Source organism: Cytobacillus citreus (genome assembly GCF_018343665.1).
Lineage (GTDB): Bacteria > Bacillota > Bacilli > Bacillales > Cytobacillaceae > Cytobacillus > Cytobacillus citreus.
Genome location: NZ_JAGYPM010000003.1, coordinates 577,430 through 600,036, shown reverse-complemented (window position 1 = coordinate 600,036; position 22,607 = coordinate 577,430). Strand labels below are relative to the sequence as shown.

The following is a 22,607-nucleotide window of genomic DNA, read 5'->3' as shown; positions in this document are numbered from 1 at the left end:
AATAGAAGAGTCCTGATGTGTTCGTTGTGTAACCTGAAATTTTGACCGAACATTTTTCCTTCGGGAGTCCGGAGTTTTCCAGCCGCGTAAATGCCTCCTAGACGAGGACTTGCAAAAAGCAGGGAACAGGACACCCACCTGCTAAGTGCGGGTTCAAAACGAAGGCATCAAAGCGACGGCACGATTGGGACTCTTTCCATACATATGAACGTAATCCAAACTAATTTTAAGTTTGGATTTTTATTTGTAAAGGAAATTATAATTTTCGCTATCAGTTGATAACTTGAGATATAGTTTATCTACGTTCAGCTCCAGCGCCTACCTCCTCGAGGTCACAAGCCAATCCTCCCAGAAAGGTAAAGAACACCTTTCCGTGAGGCTCGTCTTGTGCTTGTCGGAGGTGAGTAAGGCGCTTGCGCATTTGTTCTTTGAACTATTATTTCACTGAATAAGTATGATATAGTCATATCGGGAAAAAAATAAAGGAATGTCCCAAAAAAGGGTCTGGATTTGAAACGTATGGAGTTGAGATAAATATGTTGCATCAATTTTCTAGGAATGAGCTAGCCATTGGCAAGGAAGGGCTAGATATTATGACAAACAGCACTGTTGCTGTTCTAGGAATTGGCGGTGTCGGGACTTTCGCTGCAGAAGCATTAGCACGGTCAGGTGTTGGTCGTTTAGTGTTAGTCGATAAAGATGATGTAGATATAACAAATGTAAATCGGCAAATCATCGCTTTGCTTTCTACTGTAGGCCAGCCAAAGGTTGATTTAATGAAGGAGCGAATTAAAGATATTAATCCAGAGTGTGAAGTAATCGCATTGAAAATGTTTTATACAGAGGAAACGTACGAGCAGTTTTTTGAGCATGGTCTTGATTTTGTGATCGATGCATCTGATACAATTTCTTATAAAATCCATTTGATGAAGGAATGTTTGAAGAGAAATATCCCCATCATCTCAAGTATGGGGGCAGCCAATAAAATGGATCCTACTCGTTTCCAAATTGCTGATATTTCTAAAACTCATACAGATCCAATTGCCAAGGTTATTCGAACTCGCCTAAGAAAAGAGGGAATTCGCAAAGGGATTCCTGTTGTTTTCTCAGATGAAAGTCCGATTGTCATTCGTGAAGATGTCAGGAAGGAAGTAGGGAAAGACGACGCAGAAATACGAAAAGCAAAAATGCCGCCTTCCTCTAATGCCTTCGTTCCCTCTGTAGCAGGTTTAGTTATGGCCAGCTATGTTGTCAGACAACTGCTAAAGGATGTACCAATAAATCGGGTAAATGATTAATATATTGATAGTTAAGGTCTGGTCTATTAATGCCAGACCTTTTTATTTTTCTTCAACAGCCTAATTTATCCATAAAAGTAAATGAGGATTGACATTTGAATATGTATGAGTGTACTATTTATCTAGAACACTGAATCGCTCAGGAGGAGGAAAATTTGAGGGCTTTTAAAGGTTTATTTATAAAAGAAATAAAATTATCGAGAAATTGGTTCTTAATTGGGCTGGCTTTGTTTATCCTAGCAATTTTTGCGGGACTTGCTTTAAAACGATATTTCAATGAGCCTGAGATCTTACCGATTGTTTCTATAATGATTTTAGTTGCACACGGATTGTATCTACCTGCATTTTTAATCACTTCTTTAAATACGGAAGGTCAATCACAGCTTTGGCTTCACAATCCTAATAGCGGAGTTAAGCTATTTTTGGCAAAGCTTGCTGCGGGTTCAGTCTATTTTCTTATCTCCCTTTTACTTGCCATGTTCTTTGTACATTGGCAAGTAAATTTATCAGATCATGGAGGGGGGGTCACCGAATTTATTGAAGAACCTTTTCCAAATATGATGTTGATGGGAGTAGCCATTGTCTTAAGTTCTATCTACCTTGGAGTTTGGGTGCTGTTTTACTGGTCATTCTATCATTCGTTGAAAAGAGTGCCTATTGCAAGGAATTTTAGATGGCCAATCTTAATAGGTTTTTGGATTCTTTTAGAAGTTGTTAGTAATTATATTCAAAATCTCCCGTTTTATAAAAACCTTAAACAAAGTGGTGTAATTTCCCTTGATTTTATGAAGTCAATTAAGATTGAAGTGGGAGACTCATTAGATACTGGAAAAGTTGTAGAAGCAGCAGAAATATCATTGACGAATGGCATTATTTACGCAGCAGTTGTCATCTTAGTCTTCTTCATCGCAGTTTGGCTTTTAGAGCGGAAAGTTGAGGTGTAGTGTAATGGGAGAAGAATTCCAAGCATCGAAGCCAATTTATATGCAAATCGTTGATAAAATTAATCAGCAAATTATTAGAGGAGATTTATTGCCTGGAAACAAACTCCCTTCTGTTCGTGAAATGGCGATACAAACGGGTGTTAATCCAAATACGATTCAACGAACATATAGTGAATTGGAGAGGATGGAAATCGTGGAAACAAGGCGTGGGCAGGGGACATTTGTAACAGAAAATGACAATCTAATTAAGGAATTAAAAGTTCGTTTGCAAATGGAAATCATTGAAGGATTTTTCAACAATATGAAGGAACTTGGTTTTTCTGATGAAGAAATGCTCTCCGGCTTAGAATTTTATATTAAAGGAAAGCGGGAGAAAGGATATGATTGAGTTTCAAAATGTAACAAAAAAATATGGACGTGAATATGGCCTTAACGATGTAACCTATTCGTTGGAGAAAGGGAAAATTTATGGGCTGCTTGGACCAAATGGAAGCGGAAAATCAACAACCTTGAAATTGATTGCTGGTCTCGTTCATCCAACTAGTGGCCAAGTACTAGTAAATGGAAAACTAGCAAATCGAAAAATAGCAAATGAAGTAGCCTATTTGACTGAGCTAGATATGTTTTATCAGCCTTTTAAAATAAAAGATATGATTGATTTCTATGCTACACAGTTTCAGGATTTTCGTATTGATCGAGCAAATGAATTACTTCAATTCATGAAATTAGACAAAGAAAAAAATATTAAACAGCTATCAAAAGGAAACAGAGGACGATTGAAACTAGTACTTGCATTGGCAAGGGAAGCATCTGTGCTGCTTTTGGATGAACCTTTTTCAGGCCTTGACCCAATGGTTAGGGATTCGATAGTAAAAGGATTGCTTTCATATATAGATTTTGACAACCAAATCGTTATTATTGCTACACATGAAATTGATGAAATAGAGCCACTGCTAGATGAGGTATTAGCTATTCAAGATGGAAAGATAATTGGACGCCATAATGTCGAGGAATTACGGGAGATGGAAGGTCTATCGATTATCGAGTGGATGAAAAGAACCTTCAAAGAATGAGAGGAGATAATAATGAAGAGCATTGTAGAAATTCAAAATGTAACAAAGGTAATTAAGGGAAGAACGATCATTGATTCACTTAGTTTTAATGTAAATAAAGGGGAGGTTTTTGGCTTTCTCGGTCCCAATGGAGCTGGTAAGACAACAACGATCCGCATGATTGTTGGTCTAATCGGGATTACGTCTGGTGACATTAAAATCCAAGGGACTAGCATCAAGACAGATTTTGAAAAAGCGGTCTCTCATATCGGGGCGATTGTTGAAAATCCGGAAATGTACAAATTCATGAGCGGCTACCAAAACCTAATTCATTATTCGAGAATGTCAAAAGGGATATCGAAAAAGAAAATCGATGAAACGGTAGAACTTGTTGGACTTACAGACCGAATCCATGACAAGGTAAAGACATATTCACTTGGGATGAGGCAAAGACTTGGATTAGCACAATGCCTTCTCCACGATCCGAAGGTATTAATTCTAGATGAGCCGACAAATGGGCTGGATCCTGCAGGAATAAGAGAGATTAGAGATCATCTTAGGAAGCTTGCAAGAGAAAAGGATATGGCGGTCATTGTATCAAGCCATTTACTTTCTGAGATGGAAATGATGTGTGATCGCATTGGTATTATACAAAATGGGAAACTCATCGATGTTCAACTAATTAGCGATTTTGTACATGGGAAAGAGAAAATGTATGAAATTGAGGTGGATAATAAGGATAAAGCTTCGAAATTGCTGCAAAAGACTTATCCTTTAATCCGTATTAAACAGACTGAAATTGGTGTGTTATTGCCACTCATAAAGGAAGATGTTCCTGAAACAGTACAAGTGCTTGTTCATAATGAAATTCAAATATACGGCATTAAAGAAGTAACAAAGACTCTCGAAGATCGATTCCTCGAAGTAACTTCAAATAAGGAGGAAACCGCCCATGCTTAATTTAATAAAAAATGAATGGATGAAAATATTTAAACGGTCTGGCACATATGTAATGATCGGAATATTGTTATTAGTAACAACTGTTGCAGGCGGATTTATTAAATACCAAGATTCAAAGGGATCAGTACCTGACAACTCAGATTGGAAAAAAGGGCTTCAAGTTCAAAACGAAGAATATAATAAACATTTAAATGAGATGGGTTCCTCAGCATCGAAGGATGTGAAAGAATATTATGAAAGAAATATAGCGATTAATAACTACCGAATTGAACATGATATTTCTCCTAATGAAGAATATTCGGTTTGGGGATTTGTATCAAATATATCAGATTTAATTGATTTTGTTGGATTATTTGTCATTATTATTGCAGCAGGGATTGTATCAAGTGAATTTAATTGGGGAACGATCAAACTACTACTGATACGGCCGATTAAAAGAGAAAAGATATTATTGTCGAAATATATAACTGTTCTGTTATTTGGACTTTTTATGCTATTCATTTTATTTGCTTATTCTGCAGTACTTGGCGCCATTCTTTTTGGACTGCCAGAAAACCCGCTCTCATATTTAAACTATTATGCAGGCGAAGTTAAAGAACAAAATATTATTGTTCATCTTATCATCACTTATGGTATGAAGTCTGTTAGTATGTTAATGCTTGCAACGATGGCCTTTATGATCTCAGCAGCATTTAGAAATAGCTCGCTTGCAATAGGATTAGCTTTATTCCTCTTATTCATGGGGGAACAAGTAACTAGATTGATTTCTATGAAATATGAATGGGCAAAATATTCTTTATTCGCTAATACTGATCTATTGCAATATATTGAAGGAACTCCAATGGTAGAAGGGATGACATTAGGATTCTCTGCTGTAATGTTAATCTTGTACTTCTTATTGTTCCAAGTAATCGCTTTTGGAGTATTTAAAAAGAGAGATGTAGCGGCTTAGGGATGGATGAAGAGGGGCAATCCTAAATACCGCTAAAAAACTGCATTTATTCAAGCTAAAGGGGCATTTCTAAGTTGAAAACTCGACTTATGAAACGCCCCTTCTGCCATCTTGTTGCGGATATAGTATAGATTTATTTTTGTAAATTGGAATAGATGACAGCCAATGCTTGTTCAAATTTTCCTGTTTTCTTCGGCTGATAGTATTTCTTATTCTTTAATTTATCAGGTAAATACTGCTGCCTAACCCAGCCGCCATCATAATTATGAGGATATTTATAATCAATTCCTCTTCCAAGCTCTGTTGCACCCTTATAATGAGCGTCCTTTAAGTGATCAGGGACTTCTCCGCTTTTTCCTGCTCGTATATCAGCTAGTGCCTCATCAACCGCCATAATAGCAGAGTTTGATTTAGGAGATAGACAAAGCTCGATAACTGCATTTGCGAGCGGAATTCTTCCTTCAGGAAAGCCAACTCGTTCTGCTGCTTCGATGGCTGCCAGTGTCCTTGCACCAGCTTGAGGTGAAGCAAGACCAATGTCTTCATAGGCAATCACCAATAATCGTCTACTAATGCTAGGCAGATCTCCTGCTTCAATTAATCTTCCTAAATAGTGAAGGGAAGCATTTACATCGCTTCCTCTGATTGACTTCTGGAAGGCGGAGAGAACATCATAGTGGGCATCACCATCTTTATCGTGAGCTAAACTTTTACGTTGCATACATTCCTCTGCTGTTGCTAAGTCAATTTGAATCGTATTCGATTCATCTGGCTCTGTTGATAAAACAGCTAATTCCAGAGCATTTAATGAACTTCTTACATCTCCGTTTGAAGCTGTTGCAAAGTGTGTTAGAGCTTCTTCATTCAAATGAATATTTTTTTCACCAAGCCCTCGTTCAGTATCACTGGTCGCTCGCAGTAATGCCTCTTTAATATTATCTACAGATAAAGGTTTTAACTCGAAAATTTGACAGCGGCTCCTAATTGCTGGGTTAATTGCATGATATGGATTACTCGTTGTCGCTCCGATTAGGGTAATCATTCCATTTTCTAAATAAGGAAGCAGAAAGTCTTGCTTTCCTTTATCAAGTCTATGCACCTCATCAAGAAGAAGGATAACTTTTCCTGACATTTTGGCTTCAGCAGCAACTATCTCCATATCTTTTTTGTTATTGGTAACGGCATTTAAATTCCGAAAAGCATAACGAGTACTTCCAGCAATCGCACTTGCAATCGATGTTTTTCCAATTCCAGGCGGGCCATATAATATCATGGAGGAAAGCTGTTTTGCCTTTACCATCCGATTTATGATTTTTCCTTCAGCTACAAGATGCTCTTGTCCAATTATTTCCTCAATGTTTCTTGGTCGCATTCGGAATGCTAAAGGTTTAATGTTCAATTTCATCACTCCAAATCTTTTGCAATCCTTTAAAAGTTTCTTTCATTAACATACCATAATAAAAGATATGACAAAATGATTATCTCTCCTAAAATATGTTATAATAACAAAAGTCTATCTAAATACTAAGAATAAGCATATTCGGCGAGGAGAATCCGGAGGATGAATCATAAAAAAAGTGGTCAAATTGGACCTAGATTCCTTGTATATTTAACGGGTTTACTTGTAATGAGTCTAGGTATAGTTTTGCTCATTATTGCAGATTTAGGTGCAACTCCATGGGATGTTCTCCATGTTGGTTTATATTATCAGCTCGGCTTAACAATTGGAAGCTGGTCGATAATTGTTGGGATCGTCATTTTAACGATTGCTTCTCTCATTTCAAAAGAGTTCCCAAAAATGGGTGCTTTTTTAAATATGGTTTTAATCGGTGTCTTTATTGATTTATATTTATTACTGCCATTTATGCAAACACCATCTTCACTAGCCGGAAAAATCATCATGTTTATATGTGGAATTATGATTTATTGCTATGGAATGGGTATGTATATTTCGGCACAATTGGGCGCAGGGCCAAGAGATAGTCTCATGATTGCTTTAACCTCAAAAACTGGATGGAAAGTCGGTCCTGTAAGAGCCTGTATGGAGGTAGTTGTATTATTAATTGGGTGGCAGCTGGGAGGACCTGTTTTTTTGGGGACAATCATTATTGGTTTAGCGATCGGCCCAATTGCTGGAATAGCCTTGCCGCAATGTCAAAGAGTAACGGATGCGTTTTTAGTTAGAATGAATCAGAAAAATGTCAAACAAGTAGTACAAGAAAAGGATAGAGGTGTCAGTTAATGAAAATTTCAACTAAAGGCCGGTATGGTTTAACGATTATGATGGAACTTGCTAAAAAAAATGGAGAAGGACCAACTTCATTAAAATTAATAGCTCAAACAAATGGTCTCTCTGAGCATTATCTTGAACAGCTAATTGCTCCATTGCGAAATGCAGGTTTAGTTAAAAGTATCCGAGGTGCTTATGGAGGATATATATTAGGAGATGAGCCTACTAAAATAACAGCGGGAGATATCATTCGGGTGTTAGAGGGGCCAATCAGTCCTGTTGAAGGAATTGAAGATGAGGAACCAGCGAAAAAACATCTTTGGATGAGGATTCGTGATGCTGTAAAGGAAGTTTTGGATAGTACTACACTTGAAGATCTTGCTAATTATACAGATGATGGTGCAGCTGACGGATATATGTTTTATATTTAATCATGAAATTGTGTCAGTGGCGGATAAAACGGTGAAAGCGATATATTCGAAAATTGGCGGATAAACTGGTGAAACTTACGGATATATTTGATAAGCAGCATTATTAATAGTTCAATCATTGCAGGATTAATTGTAAAGGATAAGAAGGTGAATGGAATTGGATCGGATATACGTTGATCATGCAGCAACATCTCCTATGCATCCAAAAGTAATTGATAAAATGATGGAAGTGATGAATAGTGAATTCGGCAACCCTTCCAGCATACATTCATTTGGCCGTGGTGCACGTCATATAATTGATGAAGCTCGTGCAGTGATTGCTAAAAGCATTGGCGCAGAGGCAAATGAAGTTATTTTTACTAGTGGTGGTACTGAAGCAGATAATCATGCTATTTTTGGTGTAGTTCATTCTTACAAACAAAATGGAAAGCATATTATCACAACACAAATTGAACATCATGCAGTCCTTCATACATGTAAGCAATTGGAGAAGGAAGGGTTTGAAGTTACTTATTTGCCTGTTGATCAAGAAGGCAGGGTTTCAGTAGAAGATGTTAAGAAGGCATTAAGAGAAGATACGATTCTTGTAACCATTATGTATGGAAATAATGAAGTCGGAACGATTCAGCCTATTGAAGAAATAGGAAAAATTTTAGCAGGTCACTCTGCGAAATTTCATACAGATGCTGTTCAGGCATTTGGCCTTGAAAATATTAATGTACAGAAATGTGGAATTGATTTAATGTCAGTCTCTGCACATAAAATTAATGGACCTAAAGGAATTGGATTTTTGTATGTAAATAAAGATGTAAAACTTTCTTCTCGTCTGTTTGGCGGGGAACAGGAAAGAAAGCGGCGCGCTGGTACAGAAAATGTCCCATCAATTGCTGGTTTATTAGAGGCAGTTCGAATCTCTCAGCAAGAGATGGAAAATAAAGCGATGCAATATATTGAATTTAAATCTGTTTTTACAAAAATACTTTCTGAGAATGAAGTGGAATTTTTTCAAAACGGATCGCTTGATTATTCCTTGCCACATGTTTTAAACTTAAGCTTTCCGGGAACGAATGTAGAGGCTATGCTTGTAAATCTAGATTTATCCGGAATTGCTGCATCTAGTGGATCAGCTTGTACAGCAGGTTCAATCGATCCGTCACATGTACTAGTTGCCATGTATGGAAAAGATGATGATCGTATCCAAAATTCCATTCGGTTTAGCTTCGGGCTATTTAATACTTTGGAGCAAATCGAAAGGGCAGCGAAAGAAACAAGTAAAATCGTTAAGCGATTAACAAAATAGAATTTTTGAACAGGAACGTGGTGAATCCAATGAAAAAGGAGCCGAAAGATACCCGCGTAGTAATTGGAATGTCAGGTGGAGTTGATTCCTCAGTCGCAGCACTTCTTTTAAAAGAACAAGGCTATGACGTAATCGGCATTTTTATGAAAAACTGGGATGATACAGATGAAAACGGTGTTTGCACAGCTACAGAGGACTATAATGATGTGATTCGTGTTTGTAATCAAATAGGTATTCCTTATTATGCTGTTAATTTTGAAAAGCAATATTGGGACAAGGTATTTACTTATTTTCTTGATGAGTATAAAGCGGGGCGAACACCGAATCCTGATGTAATGTGCAATAAGGAAATTAAATTTAAGGCCTTTCTAGAGCATGCAATGAAACTTGGAGCTGATTATTTAGCAACAGGGCATTATGCCAGAGTAGCTTATCGCGATGGTGAATATAAAATGCTGCGCGGTATCGATGAGAATAAAGACCAAACCTATTTTCTAAATCAGCTTGGCCAAGATCAGCTTGAGAAGGTCGTGTTCCCTATTGGTAATATTGAAAAATCTAAAGTTAGGGAAATAGCGAAAGAGGCAAATCTTGCTACTGCAACGAAGAAGGACAGCACAGGAATCTGTTTTATTGGTGAGCGGAATTTCAAGGAATTCCTTGGCAGCTACTTACCTGCACAGCCTGGAAATATGGAAACCTTCGATGGGAAGGTAATGGGAAAGCATGATGGTCTCATGTATTATACAATTGGCCAGCGTCATGGCTTAGGAATTGGCGGATCAGGTGAACCATGGTTTGCGATTGGAAAAGATTTAAAGAAAAATGTTCTTTATGTTGGCCAAGGCTTCCACAATGAAAAGCTGTACTCACATTCTATCGTTGCTGTAAATGTTGGCTGGGTTTCAGACAAGGAAAAACCACAGACATTTGAATGCACAGCAAAATTTAGATATCGCCAGCCGGATAATAAGGTTACGGTTGAAATGATGGAAGATAATAAAGTAAGAGTTGTTTTTCAAGATCCAATTAGAGCAGTAACACCTGGCCAAGCAGTTGTATTTTACAATGGTGATGAATGCCTAGGTGGCGGAACAATTGATGAAGTTTATAAAGATGGTAAACGTCTTGATTATGTAGGATAAGTTAAGCCTCGGTTCTTTAAATAGAGTCGAGGCTATTATTTTGAAATGATGTAAATTTGTTTGATATTAAATCTGTAAAGGATTATGCTATACTTTTTTATTGAATGGAGTGATTGAAATGGATAAAAACCAAATCGGTATTCAATATATGCAAGAAGGAAAATGGGAAGAAGCTGCTAAGACATTCATGGAGGCAATTGAAGAGAAGCCCTCTGATCCGTCTTCCTACATTAATTTCGGCAATGTTTTATCTGTCGTCGGAGAGACTGAAAAAGCATTAAAGTTTTTTGAAAAAGCAATCAAGATAGATGATGGTGCTGCAACAGCTTATTATAGTGCAGGGAATTTATATTATGATCTTCAGGAGTTTGAACAAGCAAAAAAAATGTTTGAAATGGCAATGAAAAAAGGACTTGAATCCGGTGATAATTATTTTATGCTAGGTTTAACGTTAGTGGCGCTTGAACAAGGAAAATTAGCTTTGCCTTATCTCCAGAGGAGCACGGAATTAAATGAAAATGATGCAGAGGCATTTTTTCAGTATGGCCTATGCTTAGCACAGCTTAATTTTATTGACGAATCCATTTCACAATTAGAAAAATGTGTAAGTATCGATCCTAGCCATGCTGATGCCTATTATAATTTAGGTGTCGCATTCGGATTTAAGGAAGTAGAAGATCAAGCGCTTCATTATTTCGAAAAGGCGTTAGAGATCAGGCCAGAACATTTACTTGCAGGGTATGGAAAGAAATTGATTGAAAAAGGAATAGAACAATAGAAAGCGGTTAGTTTTGAGGGAAGGAGGAGGAGTGATGATGGAGAAGCAGGACTTGCAGGGTTCTCTCGATTTATATCCGGAACAAGAAAAGAAGTACATAAAAGGTAGGCATCTTGTTACGATATTTCATAATGAGCAAAATTTATATACTGTTTTACGTATTCGTGTTGAAGAAACAAATCATCATTATGAAGATAAAGAGGCCGTTATTACCGGTTATTTTCCAAAAATGCATGAGCAGGAGACATATATTTTTTATGGCGAATTGAAAGAACACCCGAAATTTGGAGTCCAGCTTCATGCCAATCATTATCGGAAAGACATTCCACAAACTAAACAGGGCGTAGTAAATTATTTATCAAGTGAGCTCTTTAAGGGAATTGGAAAAAAAACTGCTGAAAATATTGTTGAGGTAATAGGCGAAAATGCAATAACTAAGATTTTAAATGAGCCTTCCTTGCTTGATAAAATTCCCAAACTTCCATCAGAAAAAGCAAAATCATTATATGACACGCTTATGGAGCATCAAGGGCTAGAGCAGGCAATGATCGCATTGAATCAATTTGGATTTGGGCCGCAGCTGTCGATGAAGATTTACCAAGTTTATAAGGAATTAACAATTGAGATTATTCAAAATAACCCTTACAAATTAGTAGAGGATATTGAGGGGATAGGATTTGGCAGGGCAGATGAGCTCGGATACAAGCTTGGTATTTCCGGAAATCATCCAGATCGAATAAAGGCAGCTATTTTATATGTTTTAGAAGTAGAAAGCATGCAAGCAGGACATGTATATATGGAAGCAAGAGAGCTTTTGCAAAGCACAAAAAAGCTTCTTGAGGAAAACAAGCGCGACGGTATTGATTTCAATGACATTTCAAATGAGGTCATTAAGCTTGAAGAAGAGGGTAAGATTATTGGAGAGGAACAGAAATTGTATTTACCTTCTCTTTATTTTTCCGAAAAAGGGCTTGTAACAAATATTAAAAGGATTTTAAATCAAACGCAGTACGATGAACAATTTCCGGAGTCCGAATTTCTCCTCGCATTAGGAAATTTAGAGGAACGCCTTAAAGTGCAATATGCCCCTACACAGAAAGAAGCAATTCAAACAGCCTTAATGTCTCCAATGCTCATTTTAACTGGCGGACCAGGTACTGGAAAAACAACTGTTATTAAAGGTATTGTCGAATTATATGCAGAATTACATGGCTGCTCGTTAAATCCAAAGGATTATAAAAAAGAGGAACCCTTTCCATTTCTATTAGCTGCACCAACGGGAAGAGCGGCAAAGAGGATGGCTGAATCAACAGGTTTACCTGCTGTAACGATACACAGGCTGCTTGGATGGAATGGAACTGAGGGATTTGATCGTCATGAGGAAAGTCCATTAGAAGGAAAAATATTAATCGTTGACGAAACCTCAATGGTTGATATTTGGCTAGCTCATCAGCTATTTAAAGCTCTCCCTGACAATATGCAGGTCATTCTTGTAGGGGATGAGGATCAGCTTCCATCTGTTGGCCCGGGTCAGGTATTAAAGGATTTGCTTCGCTCTGAACGAATTCCTACTGTTAGATTAACAAATATATACCGACAAGCAGAAGGATCATCAATTATTGAGCTTGCTCATGAAATGAAGAAGGGAAAGCTGCCTGCGAATGTGACCGCACTGCAAGCTGACAGATCCTTTTTTCAATGCCATCCTAGTCAAATCTCTACCGTAGTGGAGAAAGTAGTATTGAATGCAAAGAAAAAAGGCTATACAGCAAAGGACATTCAAGTATTGGCCCCAATGTATAGGGGACCTGCAGGAATCGATAAGCTAAACGAAATCCTTCAAGAAATATTTAATCCAAATCCAGATGGAACTCGCAAAGAACTTGAGTTTGGAGATGTCAAATACAGAATAGGGGATAAAGTTCTCCAGCTTGTAAATCAGCCTGATAATCATGTTTTTAACGGTGATATGGGGGAAATCGTTTCCATTTTTTATGCTAAGGAAAACACAGAAAAACAGGATATGGTTGTCGTTTCCTTTGATGGAGCAGAAGCAACTTATACACGTCAAGATTTGAATCAAATTACACTTGCATACTGCTGCTCTGTTCATAAATCACAGGGTAGTGAATTTCCCATTGTTATTCTTCCGGTTGTAAAAAGCTATTATCGAATGCTGAGAAGGAATTTACTTTATACCGCAATTACCCGGAGCAAGCAATTTTTAATATTATGTGGTGAAGCAGAAGCACTTAGAATAGGTGTGGAAAGAGCAGACGAGCAAGCTAGATTGACCACTTTAACTGAAAAGCTTCAAGAAACGATGGCAGAAATGAATTCCGCTTCTGCCACTTCTGATCCTACAGTGATAGCTTTGGCGTATGAGGATGAGTTGATGAAAATCGATCCTCTTATTGGAATGGAAAACATAACACCGTATGATTTTTTGGAAAAAGAAAATAACTAGTAATAGAACAGTCAATTAGGCTGTTCTTTTTATATACAAGCGAAAAGAACTTGGAGGGACGCCAAGTTAATCTAATTTTTTTAAGTTGCTATTTTAAAGGAGGAATTATGGTGGGTAAATGGAATGAGGAGGCTGCACCAAATAATAATTTGACTTCAAAGGAATTAAGAGCAGCGAAGCAAAAAAATAAGAAATACGAGCATGAATTTTCTGAAGAGCTTTCCGATGGTGGAGAGAGAAATGAAAGATTTTTGAAACCGAGATATATGTAGTTTGACAAATACTTTTGCTTGTGGGATTGGAAATCGATTCACATTATTTTTTTTCTAGTAGGGCGTAAACTATAAATGTTCCGGAAAGGTGGGATAGACTTTTGCGGACATTTTCATTACTAAAAGGGCTTCCGGTCATTGAAATTAAAAGTGGTACAAAAATTGGTGAGGTATTTGATATAAGTATTTCAGGTTATGGGGTTGTCAAAGGTTTATTCGTTCGGAAAAGTGCGCTATTGAAAAAAACTTTTCTTCTCGATGTGAAAGATGTCGCTTCCTTTGGATGGGATGGGGTTATGGTTGAGGATCAAACCGTACTGCAGCCAATCAAGAAAACAGAAGATTATACATTTGAGAGCCAAAACCGTTTGACTGGGAAAATCATTATGACCAGAGAAGGAGAACGACTAGGTTTGCTTGAGGATGTATATTTTCAAGAGGAAATGGGGACAATCGTAGGGTATGAACTGTCGGATGGCTTCTTTTCAGATATGCTGGAAGGAAAAAGAGTAATCAAGACCGAAGTTCCACCTGCAATTGGAAAGGACGCCATCATTGTAAATATTAATGAGTGAGGTGTCTTTTCCGTGTTGAAATGTCCTAACTGCAATAGCAAGGATATTGGAAAAATAGGCATTAGCCAATATTACTGCTGGGGCTGCTTTATTGAACTTACCATAAATAAAGGCATTATTAATACACATCAGGTGGAAGAAGACGGAACCTTGAGTTCACTTGATGATCTATTCGGAGAGGAAGAGCGCCGTTACCTTTCGTAAATAGAAATTGAAATAGCGATCGATGATGAGTGATTATTATCGTATTCAACAATAATAATACGAGGTGAGACAATTGAATCGAATGTATACCTCAGCAATTGCTTTTGGAGCAGGGATGGTCGTATTAAATTTAGCTCAGAGAAATAATTTGATGTCGGGCCGCCAAATGAAAAAGCTGCAAAAAAGAATTTCAAAGGCAATATTTTAATTACGAAGGGCTAACGTATCATTACGTTAGCCCTTTTGTGAGCTAATAATCCGATGAATAATATTACCTAAACACACTCAAAATAATAGCAATAAGGAGGAGGAGCTATGGATATTCGATTAAAATGGTTTTATCGGTTAGGCTTTCTCCTACTTCTATTCATCGTTTTATTTGTTTTTTTAAAGCTTCAGCAGCTATGGTTACCAATAATAAAAATTATTTTTGTCGTCATTCTTCCATTTATCATTTCAGCCTTTATTACATATTTACTCCATCCAATAGTAGAAAAACTAAATGATAGCGGTCTTCATAAAGGGGTTGCTGTATTTGGAATATATATTCTTTTCTTCGGAGGAGTTGGTTTTGCCTTATATAAGGGCATTCCAGCTTTTATTCACCAATTAAAGGATTTATCTGAAAATGCTCCCCAATTTGCGAATCAATATCGAGGTTGGATAGAATTTATTCAGGTGAAGACGGCAACTTGGCCAGACGGCCTTCAAACAAGAATAGACGATGGTATTCTTGCTATGGAAACTACTTTAGATAAACTTCTAACGAAAAGTGTAAATATTTTACTGAAGATATTGAATTATACGATTATTATTGCAATAATTCCGTTTATCTCATTTTATATGCTAAAAGATTATGATTTAATAAGACGGACGGTATGGTATTTAACACCACGAAAATGGAGGCAGGAAGGGATATTGTTTTTACGGGATGTTGATAAATCGCTTGGGAGCTATATAAGGGGGCAGCTTCTTGTTTGTGTAGTAATTGGGAGCATTTCATCTTTGCTTTTTTGGATTTTTGATTTGAAGTATTCTTTGCTGCTTGGTTTTATTATTGGATTAACAAATGTGATCCCATATTTCGGACCGATATTTGGAGCCATTCCAGCTATCATTGTCGCTTCTACAATCTCGATTAAAATGGTTATAATCTCTATCTGCATTGTCGCTGTCCTTCAATTTTTAGAAGGAAATATTCTATCGCCATTAATAGTTGGAAAAAGCTTAGACATGCATCCTCTTGTGATCATGTTTGCATTACTAGCAGGTGGAGAAGCTGGAGGGGTCATTGGTCTAATTATAGCGGTTCCAATTTTTGCTGTTATTAAGGTTAGTCTTGTTCATGCAAGATCGCATTTTATTAAAGGTCCGAATCCAAAATTTTCACGATCGTAAAGGAAATATTGACAAGTATGATTTTAAATAGCTATAATGCGACTATAATGAATAAAAATGGTGAACATGAAGAAGGAAAGAGTATGTTATAGACCATCTGCGTGAAAGGCGGAGTCCATTTTTAAAATTTCAATAAGTTTTTTGAAGTTTGAGAAATGTCTAGCTCCAGCGCCTAGCCCCCTCGAGGTCATAAGCCAATCTGTCAGGAAGGTTTAAAGAACAACCTTCCAGCCAGCTTGTCTTATGCTTGTCGGGGCTGATCGAGGCGCTTCCGCATTTCATATCAGAAAGGGAATTCCTTGGCTGAAAGAATTCCTAGATGAAGGATAACAGAACGCTAATCCGGAGTGCAGCTAATCCCTGCCGTATATCCGCGTTAAGGATCTGAGAGATGAAAAGATAAGTTTTAAGTGTTAGTGGCTTTGTGGCTTCTTGTAAGGAGTGAGGCGCTTCCTTTATTTTTTCATAATCAGGGTGGTACCACGAGTAAGCTCTCGTCCCTGTCTAGGGATGAGAGCTTTTTTGTGTAGAAAAAATATTAAGATGGTAATTTTTAAAAATGATAAACCAATTTTTTAGGAGGAATATAGAATGAAACAATTATCTGGATCTGATATCCGCCGTTTGTTTTTAGAGTTTTTTAAGGAAAAAGGGCATTCAATTGAACCAAGTGCATCACTTGTACCACATGATGATCCATCTCTTCTATGGATTAATAGTGGTGTTGCAACATTGAAGAAATATTTTGATGGACGTGTAATCCCTGAAAATCCAAGGATTACGAATGCTCAAAAATCAATTCGTACAAATGATATTGAGAATGTTGGAAAAACAGCGCGTCACCATACCTTCTTTGAAATGCTCGGAAACTTTTCTATCGGGGATTATTTCAAAGTGGAGGCTATCGAATGGGCATGGGAATTTTTAACCGATGAGAAGTGGATTGGTTTTGAGAAAGAAAAATTATCTGTAACGATCCATCCAGAAGATGATGAAGCATTCGAAATTTGGAGCAAACAAATCGGTGTTCCCGAAGAAAGAATCATTCGTTTAGAAGGAAACTTCTGGGATATCGGTGAGGGGCCAAGTGGACCAAATACAGAAATTTTCTATGATCGCGGACCTGAATATGGTGATGATGTTAACGATCCAGAATTATATCCAGGTGGAGAAAATGATCGATATTTAGAAGTTTGGAATCTTGTTTTTTCAGAATTCAATCATAATCCAGATGGAACGTATACACCGCTGCCGAAAAAGAATATTGATACAGGGATGGGCCTTGAACGGATGGTTTCCGTAGTTCAAAATGTTCCTACCAACTTCGATACTGACCTTTTCATGCCAATTATTCGTGGAACTGAAGAAATTTCTGGAGTGAAATACGGTCAAAGTAAAGAAACTGATGTAGCATTTAAGGTAATTGCAGACCACATCCGTACTGTCGCATTTGCGGTTGGTGATGGAGCATTGCCGTCAAATGAAGGCCGTGGCTACGTGTTGCGCCGCTTGCTGCGCAGAGCTGTTCGTTATGCAAAGCAAATTAATATTAATCGCCCATTTATGTTTGAACTAGTACCTGTTGTCGGGGAAATCATGCACGATTTTTACCCGCAAGTTCAGGAAAAAACGGAATTTATTCAAAAGGTAATAAAAAATGAAGAAGAACGATTCCATGAAACACTTCACGAAGGATTAGCCATTTTATCAGAGATTATTAAAAAAGAAAAAGAAAAAGGAAGTAGCACAATTCAAGGTGAAGATGTATTCCGTCTCTACGATACGTATGGATTTCCAGTTGAATTAACGGAAGAATATGCAGAAGAGGAAGGCATGAAGGTAGATCATGATGGATTTGAAGCTGAAATGAATCTTCAGCGTGAACGTGCTCGAGCAGCAAGACAGGATGTTGATTCTATGCAGGTTCAAGGGGGAGTACTTGGAGACATAAAAGTTGAGAGTGAATTTATTGGCTATGATACACTTGAAACTGAAGCTCAAATCGTGGCAATTGTGAAAGATGGACAATTAATTGAAGAGGCATCCATTGGAGAGGAAATTCAGGTAATGATGGATATTACTCCATTTTATGCTGAAAGCGGCGGACAAATTGCTGATAAGGGCGTTTTAGAAGCTGAAGGTCTTAAAGTATCAATTAAGGATGTTCAAAAGGCACCAAATGGTCAAAATCTTCATAAGGCAGTTGTAGAGGCCGGAACTCTAAAACTAAACGATCGAGTACATGCTAAGGTCAATGAACAAATGCGTTCTAAGATTGTAAAGAATCATACGGCAACCCATTTACTGCATCAAGCATTAAAGGATGTTCTTGGTAACCATGTAAACCAAGCAGGTTCATTAGTTGAGCCTGATCGCCTGAGATTTGACTTCTCTCACTTTGGTCAGATTACAGCTGAGGAGCTCGAGCAGATTGAGAATATTGTCAATGAAAAGATTTGGCACAGCATGGATTTAGAGATTTCTTATAAAGAAATTGAAGAAGCAAAAGCAATGGGAGCAATGGCACTTTTCGGTGAAAAGTATGGCAAAATCGTCCGTGTTGTCCAAGTTGGTGAATATAGCTTGGAGCTTTGCGGTGGGTGCCATGTTCCAAATACATCAGCTATCGGCTTATTCAAAATTCAATCCGAAAGTGGAATTGGTGCTGGTACTCGAAGAATAGAAGCAGTCACTGGAGAAGCTGCGTATCAACTATTGAACGACCAAATCGGTATTTTAAAAGAAGCTGCAGGTAAATTAAAGACAAATCCAAAAGATTTGGCTGTAAGAATTGAAGTGTTATTAGGTGAGATTAAGCAGCTTCAGCGTGAGAATGAATCATTAGCAACAAAATTGGGCAATATTGAAGCTGGGAGCTTAGTTTCAAAAGCTAAGGAAATTGATGGTGTTACTCTATTAGTAGCTAAGGTAGCTGCAACGGATATGAATAATCTTCGTAATATGGCAGATGACTTAAAGAATAAGCTTGGTTCTGGAATCGTCGTTCTAGGCAGTGTAAATGATGGAAAAGTAAATATAATCGCTGGAGTGACAAAGGATCTAATTGAAAAAGGCTATGAAGCAGGAAAAATAGTTAAAGAAGTGGCAACTCGCTGTGGTGGAGGCGGCGGCGGTCGTCCAGACATGGCACAAGCAGGTGGAAAAGACCCAGAAAAGTTGGAAAGTGCATTGAATTTTGTTGAAGAATGGGTTAAATCCGTTTGATATCTTACCAAATTAGTGTAAAATGTAGGTAGCCTGTCGAAATTGTTCAATTAATGGATAATAGTAGAGATTCATTACCTTTATTGAATAGGAAAATTGTTATTTATGAATGTAATATATTTATCCAAAATAAGCGAGGTGTAAGATATGAGCTCATTTGATAATACAATGAGATTCAATTTTCCTGAAGAGCCGATAGAACATGATGTCAATCAGGTGCTATTACAAGTGTACGAAGCTCTTCAAGATAAAGGGTATAACCCTATTAACCAAATTGTTGGTTATTTGCTATCAGGGGATCCTGCTTACATTCCCCGCCATAAGGATGCCAGAAATATTATTCGCAAACTCGAACGGGATGAAATCATCGAAGAGCTAGTTAAATCATATTTAAATCAGCAGCGAAAGGGTTAGAGTATGCGAACTATGGGATTGGATGTCGGCTCTAAAACAGTCGGCGTTGCGCTTAGTGATGCACTTGGCTGGACAGCGCAAGGCTTAGAAACCATAAAGATTAATGAGGAAAAAAATGAATTTGGTTTCGAGCAAATTGGTAAAATAATAAAAGAAAATGAAGTAAGTAAAATTGTTGTCGGATTACCCAAAAATATGAATGGCACGATCGGGCCGCGTGGAGAAGCAAGTCAAAATTTCGCTACAGAATTAGAAAGACAATTTGGTTTGCCTGTCATTCTTTGGGACGAGAGATTAACTACGATCGCTGCAGAAAGAGTTCTTCTCGAAGCTGATGTTAGCCGACAAAAACGAAAAAAGGTAATCGATAAAATGGCAGCAGTTATGATCTTACAAGGCTATTTAAATAGTCAAATTTAATGAGGTGAAAAGAATGAATCACGGAGAAAATAATATTACAGTAGTTGACGAAGAAGGAAATGAGCAATTATGTGAAGTGCTCTTCACATTTGATTCTGAGGAATTTGGTAAGTCATATGTTCTTTACTATCCAGTAGGTGCAGATGAAAATGATGATGAAGATATCGAAATTCATGCTTCTGCTTTCTCACCAAGCGAAGACAATCAAGATGGCGAATTAATGCCGATTGAATCAGACGAGGAATGGGATTTGATTGAAGAAATGCTCAATACATTTCTTGAGGAAGAAGAAGAAAATTAATAAAAAAACTGGTCTTTTGACCAGTTTTTTTTATTATCAGGATAACTATTTTAATGGTAGTCACTTCTGATTAAAAAGTGACCCATGTTGTGGATAAGCTTGTTTTAGGTAATATTTTACGACGCAAAAAAGAAAATATAGTATAATAAGCCGAGGTATTAATAAAAAGTGTCTAATGCCAATTAAAATAATATGGCTTTAAAGGAATTGTTTTTGGATTGGAGGGGATGTCATTGTCGATAGAAGATAAAAAAGCAAAACGAGAGTTAATTCGACAAAAAATGCTTGAGCGTCAAAGTGAAGCGAGAGTAGTAAGAAAAATTGTTTTTACCATAGCAATTATTTTATTTATTGTTGGTGGTGCCGTTGCTGGTGGTGGTTATTTTTATATAAAATCTGCTGTACAACCAAAAGATCCGGATAATAAAAAGGAAAAGCAAGTAGAAATTCCAATCGGTTCCTCTACGTCTAGCATTGGAAAAATTCTAGAGGATAATGGAATTATTAAAGATGCACGGGTATTTAAGTTTTATGTAAAATTTAAAAATGAAACAGGCTTTATGGCAGGAGAATATACATTGAGTCCTTCTATGGCCATGCCTGAAATTATTAATAACCTGAAATCAGGAAAAATAGTCGATCAAGTCGTTTTGAAAATGACAATTCCAGAAGGAAAGCAGCTTGAGCAAATCGCGGATATTATTGCAGAAAAAACAAATAAAAAAGGTGAAGACGTTTTTAAAATGCTAAATGATAAAGCATTTATTGAATCCATGATGGCGAAATATCCTGATTTGCTAACAGAAGAAATCCTTAATGAAAATATTAAATATCCTTTAGAAGGCTATTTATTTCCTGCTACCTACTCCTTTTATAAAGAAAATCCTACTGTTGAAGAAATTGTAACTGTAATGTTAGATAAAACAGTTGAAGTTCTTAAGGATTATCGGGCAGAGTTGGAGGATAAAGGATGGACGGTTCATCAATTATTGACTATGGCGTCATTAATTGAGGAAGAGGCTACAGAACAAGTAGATCGAGATCAAATAGCTAGTGTTTTTTTCAACCGAATAGAAGCAGGTATGCCTTTGCAAACAGACCCAACTGTTCTTTATGCCCAAGGTGAACATAAGTCTAAAGTGCTTTATAAAGATTTGGAAATTGATTCGCCATACAACACATACAAAAATGTAGGAATAACACCAGGTCCCATTGCGAATGCTGGAACAACTTCGATTGAAGCAGCTTTAGCTCCTGCTGAAACGGATTTTTTATATTTTCTGGCTACCTCTACTGGGGAAGTTCTTTTTTCTAAAACATTACAAGAACATAATCAAAAGAAAGCGAAATATATTACGAATAATAATTAATTCTTTCGATAAAAGGGGAATCAAAATTAGCATTCCCCTCTTATTTATGATAAAATAGTTCAAGTGTCGAATAAGATTTCTATAGCGTAAACCACGGACAAGCTAGGACCGGTCTTTTTACCGAAAAAAATGCAGAATCCCTGCATTTTTTAAATCCTCTCTGTGAACGCTATTTTTTCTTGTCAAAAAAGTGCATTTAAAAGAAATGTCATGAAGATAAGGTGGTGGCAGCTTGGAAAATGAGAAGCTGCAAGCATATATTGAGAACATCATTCCAGGCAGGTCCAAGCTTTTAGAACAAATGGAGCAGTTTGCCAAGGAAAATGGTGTACCTATTATGGAACTTGCTGGCATTGAAGCGATGCTCCAGCTTTTGCGAATTCACAGCCCTAAAAATATATTAGAAATCGGTACAGCAATCGGTTATTCGGCTTTACGAATGGCTTACGCTTGTCCTTCTAGCAAAATAATTACAATCGAAAGAGATGCCGATCGCTATCTGTTAGCTGAAAAATATATACAAGAGGCAGAAAAGGAAGCACAAATTCACATTATAAAGGGTGATGCTCTTGAAGCAGAAGCCGATATAAAAAAATATGCTCCCTTTGATGTAATATTTATCGATGCAGCTAAAGGTCAATATCAGCGCTTCTTTGAAATATATTCTCAGTATTTATGCAGTAATGGAATGATTATTACAGATAATGTCCTATTTAAAGGACTAGTCTACGAATCAAATATAGAAAATAAACGAATTCGTAATCTTGTGAAAAAAATAAATGATTTTAACCAATGGTTAATGAATCATCCAGATTATTTCACAGTCATTATTCCTGTAGGTGATGGAATCGCGATTAGTAAAAAGAGGTGA

At 37.1% G+C, this 22,607-nt stretch carries 24 protein-coding genes and 1 other RNA gene; 24 read left to right on the top strand and 1 reads right to left on the bottom strand.

Features of this window, described 5'->3' with window-relative positions; translation table 11 throughout:
- The first annotated feature begins 6 nt into the window (after positions 1–6).
- The 7 genes from ssrS to KHA94_RS14575 all read left to right on the top strand — a co-directional run bounded on the left by ssrS (position 7) and on the right by KHA94_RS14575 (position 5,206).
- Positions 7–195, top strand: a non-coding RNA gene (ssrS, locus tag KHA94_RS14605) — 6S RNA.
- Between the two features lie 341 nt (positions 196–536).
- Entirely contained in the window at positions 537–1,298 is a 762-nt protein-coding gene (locus KHA94_RS14600) for a tRNA threonylcarbamoyladenosine dehydratase (RefSeq protein WP_213102855.1), read from the top strand.
- A gap of 155 nt (positions 1,299–1,453) precedes the next feature.
- Complete coding sequence (locus KHA94_RS14595; RefSeq protein ID WP_213102854.1) at positions 1,454–2,242, top strand: hypothetical protein; 789 nt, start codon at positions 1,454–1,456, stop codon at positions 2,240–2,242.
- Between the two features lie 4 nt (positions 2,243–2,246).
- The gene (locus KHA94_RS14590) at positions 2,247–2,630 is read left to right on the top strand and encodes a GntR family transcriptional regulator (RefSeq protein ID WP_213102853.1); all 384 of its coding nucleotides are present in this window, start codon (positions 2,247–2,249) and stop codon (positions 2,628–2,630) included.
- The gene (locus tag KHA94_RS14585) at positions 2,623–3,315 is read left to right on the top strand and encodes an ABC transporter ATP-binding protein (protein WP_213102852.1); all 693 of its coding nucleotides are present in this window, start codon (positions 2,623–2,625) and stop codon (positions 3,313–3,315) included. Before KHA94_RS14590 ends, KHA94_RS14585 begins: the two co-directional genes overlap by 8 nt.
- A 12-nt stretch (positions 3,316–3,327) precedes the next feature.
- Entirely contained in the window at positions 3,328–4,254 is a 927-nt protein-coding gene (locus tag KHA94_RS14580) for an ABC transporter ATP-binding protein (RefSeq protein ID WP_213102851.1), read from the top strand.
- A complete protein-coding gene (locus KHA94_RS14575; protein WP_213102850.1) occupies positions 4,247–5,206 on the top strand; it encodes an ABC transporter permease in 960 nt (319 codons plus the stop codon). The genes KHA94_RS14580 and KHA94_RS14575 overlap by 8 nt, the downstream gene beginning before the upstream one ends.
- Before the next feature lie 133 nt (positions 5,207–5,339).
- On the opposite strand, the gene KHA94_RS14570 is transcribed toward KHA94_RS14575, so the two are convergent.
- A complete protein-coding gene (locus tag KHA94_RS14570) occupies positions 5,340–6,605 on the bottom strand; it encodes a replication-associated recombination protein A (protein ID WP_275950899.1) in 1,266 nt (421 codons plus the stop codon).
- Positions 6,606–6,767: 162 nt separating this feature from the next.
- Between KHA94_RS14570 and KHA94_RS14565 the strand changes: the two genes are divergently transcribed.
- The 17 genes from KHA94_RS14565 to KHA94_RS14485 all read left to right on the top strand — a co-directional run bounded on the left by KHA94_RS14565 (position 6,768) and on the right by KHA94_RS14485 (position 22,607).
- Entirely contained in the window at positions 6,768–7,448 is a 681-nt protein-coding gene (locus tag KHA94_RS14565) for a YczE/YyaS/YitT family protein (RefSeq protein ID WP_213102849.1), read from the top strand.
- A complete protein-coding gene (gene cymR, locus KHA94_RS14560) occupies positions 7,448–7,867 on the top strand; it encodes a cysteine metabolism transcriptional regulator CymR (RefSeq protein ID WP_213102848.1) in 420 nt (139 codons plus the stop codon). The genes KHA94_RS14565 and cymR overlap by 1 nt, the downstream gene beginning before the upstream one ends.
- A gap of 157 nt (positions 7,868–8,024) precedes the next feature.
- Positions 8,025–9,167 (top strand): cysteine desulfurase family protein, encoded by a 1,143-nt coding sequence (locus KHA94_RS14555; RefSeq protein ID WP_213102847.1) that lies wholly within the window; start codon positions 8,025–8,027, stop codon positions 9,165–9,167.
- A gap of 29 nt (positions 9,168–9,196) precedes the next feature.
- Entirely contained in the window at positions 9,197–10,312 is a 1,116-nt protein-coding gene (mnmA, locus tag KHA94_RS14550; RefSeq protein WP_213102846.1) for a tRNA 2-thiouridine(34) synthase MnmA, read from the top strand.
- Between the two features lie 118 nt (positions 10,313–10,430).
- Positions 10,431–11,090, top strand: coding sequence for a tetratricopeptide repeat protein (locus tag KHA94_RS14545; RefSeq protein ID WP_213102845.1), 660 nt, complete (start codon positions 10,431–10,433; stop codon positions 11,088–11,090).
- Between the two features lie 37 nt (positions 11,091–11,127).
- On the top strand, positions 11,128–13,557 hold the full coding sequence (gene recD2, locus KHA94_RS14540; protein WP_213103259.1) for an SF1B family DNA helicase RecD2: 2,430 nt from the start codon (positions 11,128–11,130) through the stop codon (positions 13,555–13,557).
- Between the two features lie 107 nt (positions 13,558–13,664).
- Positions 13,665–13,829, top strand: coding sequence for a hypothetical protein (locus tag KHA94_RS14535; RefSeq protein WP_213103282.1), 165 nt, complete (start codon positions 13,665–13,667; stop codon positions 13,827–13,829).
- Positions 13,830–13,930: 101 nt separating this feature from the next.
- Positions 13,931–14,404: a PRC-barrel domain-containing protein gene (locus tag KHA94_RS14530; protein WP_213102844.1), complete on the top strand. Its 474-nt coding sequence runs from the start codon at positions 13,931–13,933 to the stop codon at positions 14,402–14,404.
- A 12-nt stretch (positions 14,405–14,416) separates the two neighbouring features.
- Positions 14,417–14,608 carry a hypothetical protein gene (locus KHA94_RS14525; protein ID WP_213102843.1) on the top strand — a complete coding sequence of 64 codons (192 nt, stop codon included), beginning with the start codon at positions 14,417–14,419 and terminating at the stop codon, positions 14,606–14,608.
- 82 nt (positions 14,609–14,690) lie between these two features.
- Complete coding sequence (locus KHA94_RS14520) at positions 14,691–14,816, top strand: YrzQ family protein (protein WP_249365541.1); 126 nt, start codon at positions 14,691–14,693, stop codon at positions 14,814–14,816.
- A gap of 107 nt (positions 14,817–14,923) precedes the next feature.
- Positions 14,924–16,006: an AI-2E family transporter gene (locus KHA94_RS14515; RefSeq protein WP_213102841.1), complete on the top strand. Its 1,083-nt coding sequence runs from the start codon at positions 14,924–14,926 to the stop codon at positions 16,004–16,006.
- A 591-nt stretch (positions 16,007–16,597) separates the two neighbouring features.
- The gene (alaS, locus tag KHA94_RS14510; RefSeq protein WP_213102840.1) at positions 16,598–19,231 is read left to right on the top strand and encodes an alanine--tRNA ligase; all 2,634 of its coding nucleotides are present in this window, start codon (positions 16,598–16,600) and stop codon (positions 19,229–19,231) included.
- 147 nt (positions 19,232–19,378) lie between these two features.
- A complete protein-coding gene (locus KHA94_RS14505; RefSeq protein WP_057771661.1) occupies positions 19,379–19,645 on the top strand; it encodes an IreB family regulatory phosphoprotein in 267 nt (88 codons plus the stop codon).
- Positions 19,646–19,648: 3 nt separating this feature from the next.
- Positions 19,649–20,065, top strand: a complete 417-nt coding sequence (gene ruvX, locus KHA94_RS14500) for a Holliday junction resolvase RuvX (protein ID WP_213102839.1) — start codon at positions 19,649–19,651, stop codon at positions 20,063–20,065.
- A gap of 13 nt (positions 20,066–20,078) precedes the next feature.
- Positions 20,079–20,366 (top strand): DUF1292 domain-containing protein, encoded by a 288-nt coding sequence (locus tag KHA94_RS14495; protein WP_213102838.1) that lies wholly within the window; start codon positions 20,079–20,081, stop codon positions 20,364–20,366.
- Between the two features lie 233 nt (positions 20,367–20,599).
- Entirely contained in the window at positions 20,600–21,736 is a 1,137-nt protein-coding gene (gene mltG, locus KHA94_RS14490) for an endolytic transglycosylase MltG (protein ID WP_213102837.1), read from the top strand.
- 232 nt (positions 21,737–21,968) lie between these two features.
- Positions 21,969–22,607: an O-methyltransferase gene (locus KHA94_RS14485; RefSeq protein ID WP_213102836.1), complete on the top strand. Its 639-nt coding sequence runs from the start codon at positions 21,969–21,971 to the stop codon at positions 22,605–22,607.

Coding starts and splice junctions, on each gene's coding strand:
- KHA94_RS14600 (WP_213102855.1), top strand. CDS start 537: ATGTTGCATCAATTTTCTAGGAATGAGCTAGCCATTGGCAAGGAAGGG.
- KHA94_RS14590 (WP_213102853.1), top strand. CDS start 2,247: ATGGGAGAAGAATTCCAAGCATCGAAGCCAATTTATATGCAAATCGTT.
- KHA94_RS14585 (WP_213102852.1), top strand. CDS start 2,623: ATGATTGAGTTTCAAAATGTAACAAAAAAATATGGACGTGAATATGGC.
- KHA94_RS14580 (WP_213102851.1), top strand. CDS start 3,328: ATGAAGAGCATTGTAGAAATTCAAAATGTAACAAAGGTAATTAAGGGA.
- KHA94_RS14575 (WP_213102850.1), top strand. CDS start 4,247: ATGCTTAATTTAATAAAAAATGAATGGATGAAAATATTTAAACGGTCT.
- KHA94_RS14565 (WP_213102849.1), top strand. CDS start 6,768: ATGAATCATAAAAAAAGTGGTCAAATTGGACCTAGATTCCTTGTATAT.
- cymR (WP_213102848.1), top strand. CDS start 7,448: ATGAAAATTTCAACTAAAGGCCGGTATGGTTTAACGATTATGATGGAA.
- mnmA (WP_213102846.1), top strand. CDS start 9,197: ATGAAAAAGGAGCCGAAAGATACCCGCGTAGTAATTGGAATGTCAGGT.
- KHA94_RS14545 (WP_213102845.1), top strand. CDS start 10,431: ATGGATAAAAACCAAATCGGTATTCAATATATGCAAGAAGGAAAATGG.
- recD2 (WP_213103259.1), top strand. CDS start 11,128: ATGGAGAAGCAGGACTTGCAGGGTTCTCTCGATTTATATCCGGAACAA.
- KHA94_RS14535 (WP_213103282.1), top strand. CDS start 13,665: ATGGTGGGTAAATGGAATGAGGAGGCTGCACCAAATAATAATTTGACT.
- KHA94_RS14520 (WP_249365541.1), top strand. CDS start 14,691: ATGTATACCTCAGCAATTGCTTTTGGAGCAGGGATGGTCGTATTAAAT.
- KHA94_RS14515 (WP_213102841.1), top strand. CDS start 14,924: ATGGATATTCGATTAAAATGGTTTTATCGGTTAGGCTTTCTCCTACTT.
- alaS (WP_213102840.1), top strand. CDS start 16,598: ATGAAACAATTATCTGGATCTGATATCCGCCGTTTGTTTTTAGAGTTT.
- KHA94_RS14505 (WP_057771661.1), top strand. CDS start 19,379: ATGAGCTCATTTGATAATACAATGAGATTCAATTTTCCTGAAGAGCCG.
- ruvX (WP_213102839.1), top strand. CDS start 19,649: ATGCGAACTATGGGATTGGATGTCGGCTCTAAAACAGTCGGCGTTGCG.
- KHA94_RS14495 (WP_213102838.1), top strand. CDS start 20,079: ATGAATCACGGAGAAAATAATATTACAGTAGTTGACGAAGAAGGAAAT.